Below are 4,572 nucleotides of genomic sequence, written 5' to 3' on the forward strand. Positions count from 1 at the left end.
CGTAGAGTGGGTGAAACCCCCCGCGCGGCCCCCCAATTTCCAATAGGAGCGCCCAAAGATGGCCCCAAGAGTCCTCGTATCCGACGAACTTTCCGAAACCGCCGTGCAGATTTTCCGCGATCGCGGGATTGATGTCGATTTCATGCCCAAGCTGGGCAAAGACAAGGAAAAACTGGCCGAGATCATCGGCAATTATGACGGTCTCGCGATCCGGTCCGCCACCAAGGTCACCGCCAAGCTGTTGGACCATACCGACCGGCTGAAAGTGATCGCGCGCGCCGGGATCGGCGTCGATAATGTCGATATTCCGGCAGCGTCGAAAAAGGGCGTGATCGTGATGAACACGCCGTTTGGCAACTCCATCACCACCGCCGAACATGCTATCGCGATGATGTTTGCTGTGGCGCGGCAACTGCCGGAAGCGAACGCCTCTACCCATTCCGGAAAATGGGAAAAGTCTCGCTTCATGGGGGTGGAACTTTACAACAAGACGCTTGGTGTGATCGGTGCGGGCAATATTGGTGGCATCGTTTGCGAACGCGCTTTGGGCCTGCATATGAAGGTGGTCGCCTATGACCCGTTCCTGTCGGAGGAGCGCGCCAAGGCCATGGGCGTTACCAAAATGGAGCTGGACGAACTGCTGGCCCGCGCCGATTTCATCACCCTGCATGTGCCGCTGACCGACAAGACGCGCAACATCCTCGACGCCAAAAGCCTTGCCAAAACCAAACCCGGTGTGCGGATCATCAACTGCGCGCGTGGTGGCTTGGTGGATGAGGCAGCACTGGCCGAGGCGTTGCAATCCGGCCATGTCGCGGGTGCGGCCTTTGACGTGTTCGAGGTGGAGCCCGCCACCGATAGCCCGCTATTCAACCTGCCCAATGTCGTCTGCACCCCGCATCTGGGGGCATCGACATCTGAGGCGCAAGAAAACGTGGCGCTGCAAGTGGCCGAACAAATGTCGGATTACCTGCTGACGGGGGCGGTCCAGAACGCGCTGAACATGCCTTCGGTTACGGCGGAAGAAGCCGCGGTGATGGGGCCATGGTTGAAACTTGCCGAACATCTGGGCGCTTTCGTTGGACAGATGACGGACGAACCGATCAAGGCGATCAATGTGCTATATGATGGCCATGTCGCGGAAATGAACCTTGCCGCGCTGAACTGCGCCGCGATTGCCGGGATCATGAAGGCGACGAACCCCGATGTGAACATGGTTTCCGCCCCGATTGTCGCCAAGGAGCGCGGCATCCAGATCGCCACGACCAGTCAGGAAAAATCCGGTGTTTTCGATGCGTTCATCAAGCTGACGGTGGTGACGGACACGCGCGAGCGTTCCATTGCTGGGACGTGTTTTTCCGATGGCAAGCCGCGTTTCATCCAGATCAAGGGCATCAACATCGACGCCGAAATCGGGCAGCACATGCTTTACACCACGAATGAGGATGTGCCGGGGATCATCGGCCTTCTCGGTATGACAATGGCAAAGAATGCGGTGAATATCGCCAACTTCACCCTTGGCCGGTCGGGTGCGGGGAAAGAGGCGATTGCGATCCTTTACCTTGATCAGCCGATGGACCCGAAAGTGGTTGCCCTTCTGGAAGGAACCGGGATGTTCCAACAGGTCAAACCGCTGGAATTCGACATCGCCTGACCTGCGACCTCAGCTATCCTCATCACCCATGGCCTGCCATTGTCTGGCAGGCCATGGGTCTATCCAACTCAAGCACCAGCACACGCTGATTCTCAACACGGTCACGCTAAACGAGCAGGCGCGGCGATTGCCACACGATGGATCCCAATCCAAGGCACGCTGGATTGACCCGGTTCCACCTTGTCGCACACCGGGAAAGCGGGAATTTCAAACAGGTATAGCCGTTTGACGAAACTGTGGCGCGTGACGGTAGAATATTGGCCCCGCGTTAACTGGCCTGATCTATGGCTTTTCTGCTTTCCGGTATAATTGGCCCCTATTTTCCCGGTTTGCCTTGACAGGGCGCGGACGGTCCCACAGTAAACATTGGAGGCTCCGACACTGGTCGGGACGCCTCCACCATGCTGACGACCCGCGCAACGAACGGAAAATGTGATGTCCCTTGCCCTGATCGCCGCCCTGCCCTTCCTTGGCGCGCTGCTCCCCGGTCTTTTGATCCGTGCGGGGCGGGATGCCTGCGCTTTCGTGACCGGTCTGGTCACAGCTTTGGCGCTGCTTGGGTTGCTACTGCACGCGCCAGCCGTCTTGCGCGGAGAGGTGATCACCGCGCGCTTTGACTGGCTGCCGGCACTGGGGCTGAACGTGACCTTCTTTCTGGATGGGTTGGGTTTGCTGTTTGCCGGGTTGATCCTTGGTATTGGTCTGCTGATCATCCTTTACGCCCGGTTCTACCTGTCGACCAAAGACCCGATGGGGCAGTTCTACACCTATCTGCTGCTGTTCCAAGGTGCTATGGTCGGGATTGTTCTGTCCGACAACATCCTGCTTTTGCTCATTTTCTGGGAACTGACCAGCCTGAGTTCGTTCCTGCTGATCGGCTATTGGAAACATCTGCCCGAAGGGCGGCAGGGCGCGAGGATGGCGTTGATCGTGACAGGTGTTGGCGGTCTTGCCATGATCGCGGGCATGCTGATCCTTGGCAATATCGTCGGCTCTTTCGATCTGACTGATATTTTGCAGAACCGTACCGCGATTCAGGCGTCGGAATGGTATCTTCCTGCGTTGATCCTGATCTTGATCGGGGCATTCACCAAATCGGCCCAGTTCCCGTTTCATTTCTGGTTGCCGCATGCGATGGCAGCACCGACTCCGGTTTCTGCCTATCTGCATTCCGCGACGATGGTGAAGGCGGGGTTGTTCCTGATGGCGCGGATGTGGCCGGTCCTTTCCGGGACGCCTGAATGGTTTTATATCGTCGCCACCACCGGGCTGATCACCATGATCATCGGGGCGGGGATCGCCTTTTTTCAGGATGATCTCAAGGCGCTGCTTGCCTATTCCACGGTGTCGCATCTGGGATTGATCACCATGCTTCTGGGCTTTGGCACACCGGAGGCGGCGGTGGTCGCGGTGTTCCACATCATCAACCATGCAACCTTCAAGGCGGCGCTGTTCATGGCAGCGGGGATCATCGACCATGAAACCCACACGCGGGACATAAAGCGGTTGGGCGGTTTGCGCCACTTCATGCCGATCACCTTCACCCTTGTCTGTATCACGGCGCTGTCGATGGCAGGCGTTCCCCCTCTCAATGGCTTCTTGTCAAAAGAGATGATGCTGGAGGAAACCGCGCATACTTATTGGCTGGGGAACCATTGGGTTTTGCCGTTGCTTGCGACCCTTGGGGCGATGGCCTCGGTTGCCTATTCCTTCCGGCTGATCGCGCATACCTTCATGGGGCCAAAGCGGGACGACTATCCGAGTCATCCGCATGATCCGGGCTTTGGCATGTGGGCAGCACCGGGGTTGCTGGCGGCTTTGGTCGTCGTGATCGGGGTGTTCCCGATGACAACCGTTGGCGAACTGGTGCAGATTTCGGCCAATGCGGTGATCCATGGCGTTGCCGAGGTGCACATCACCCATTGGCACGGCTTCGTGCCCGCGCTGTGGATGTCGATGATCGCGATTGGCGGCGGCATGCTGATGCTGGAGCGTCATAGCTGGCTGGAACCGATCTGGCTCCGCACCCCAAGGCCGGAAGCGAAGCGGATATTCGATGGCATGATGGAGCCGTTTGCCCGCACGTCCCGGAGCGTCACGGACGGGTTGCATGACGGGTCGCTGGCGCGCTATCTGGCAATCGCAACCATTGCCATTCTTGGCGCTGGCCTGTTCGCCTATATGACCGGCACCAACTTGCCCGGAAGCCGCAGTCTGACGAGAATTGAACCCGTTGCGGCGATTGGCTGGGTGCTTCTGGTCGGTTCCAGCATTGCGCTGTTCCTGTTCCATCGCAACCGATTGCTCGCGCTGGTTCTGGTTGGGGTGATCGGCTTGATGGTCTCGGTCGGTTTTGTCTATCTTTCCGCGCCGGACCTTGCGCTGACGCAGATCAGCGTTGAGGTGGCGACCGTCATGCTGTTGTTGCTGGCGCTGAACTTCCTGCCCAAGAAGACAGCCTATGAAAGCACTTCGGGGCGGCGCGGGCGCGATATCTTCATCGCGCTGGCGGGTGGCGTTGGCGTCGGCGCGCTGATCTACGCGCTGATGATGCGCGATTTCGCCTTTCCGACGATTGCCGATTACCATCTTGCGAACGCCTATAGCGGCGGTGGCGGGCATAACGTCGTCAACGTGATCCTCGTTGATTTCCGGGGCTATGATACTTTTGGCGAGATTACCGTTCTGGGCATCGCCGGGCTTGTGATCTATGCGCTGGTCGAAGGCTTGTTGCGCGGTGGCCCGGCGAACGACCGGCTGCTGGCGTGGACGCCGGACCAGAAACGCGCGGGCGACCGGCACCCGTTGATGCTGGTGGTTGCCACGCGGATGATCCTGCCGATTGCGATCATGGTGGGCGTCTATATCTTCCTGCGCGGACATAACGCGCCCGGCGGTGGCTTTATCGCCGGGCTTGT

2 protein-coding genes are annotated in these 4,572 nt (G+C 58.8%); both read left to right on the forward strand.

Annotated features, from left to right (window positions below; all coding sequences use genetic code 11):
* Nucleotides 1-58 precede the first annotated feature (58 nt).
* Entirely contained in the window at nt 59-1,654 is a 1,596-nt protein-coding gene (gene serA / locus L0H65_RS15010; protein WP_301459853.1) for a phosphoglycerate dehydrogenase, read from the forward strand.
* A 435-nt stretch (nt 1,655-2,089) separates the two neighbouring features.
* A partial coding sequence (locus L0H65_RS15015) for a monovalent cation/H+ antiporter subunit A (protein WP_301459854.1) occupies nt 2,090-4,572 on the forward strand: 2,483 nt, incomplete at its 3' end.

Source organism: Pseudorhodobacter sp., from assembly GCF_030452865.1.
Taxonomy (GTDB): domain Bacteria; phylum Pseudomonadota; class Alphaproteobacteria; order Rhodobacterales; family Rhodobacteraceae; genus Pseudorhodobacter.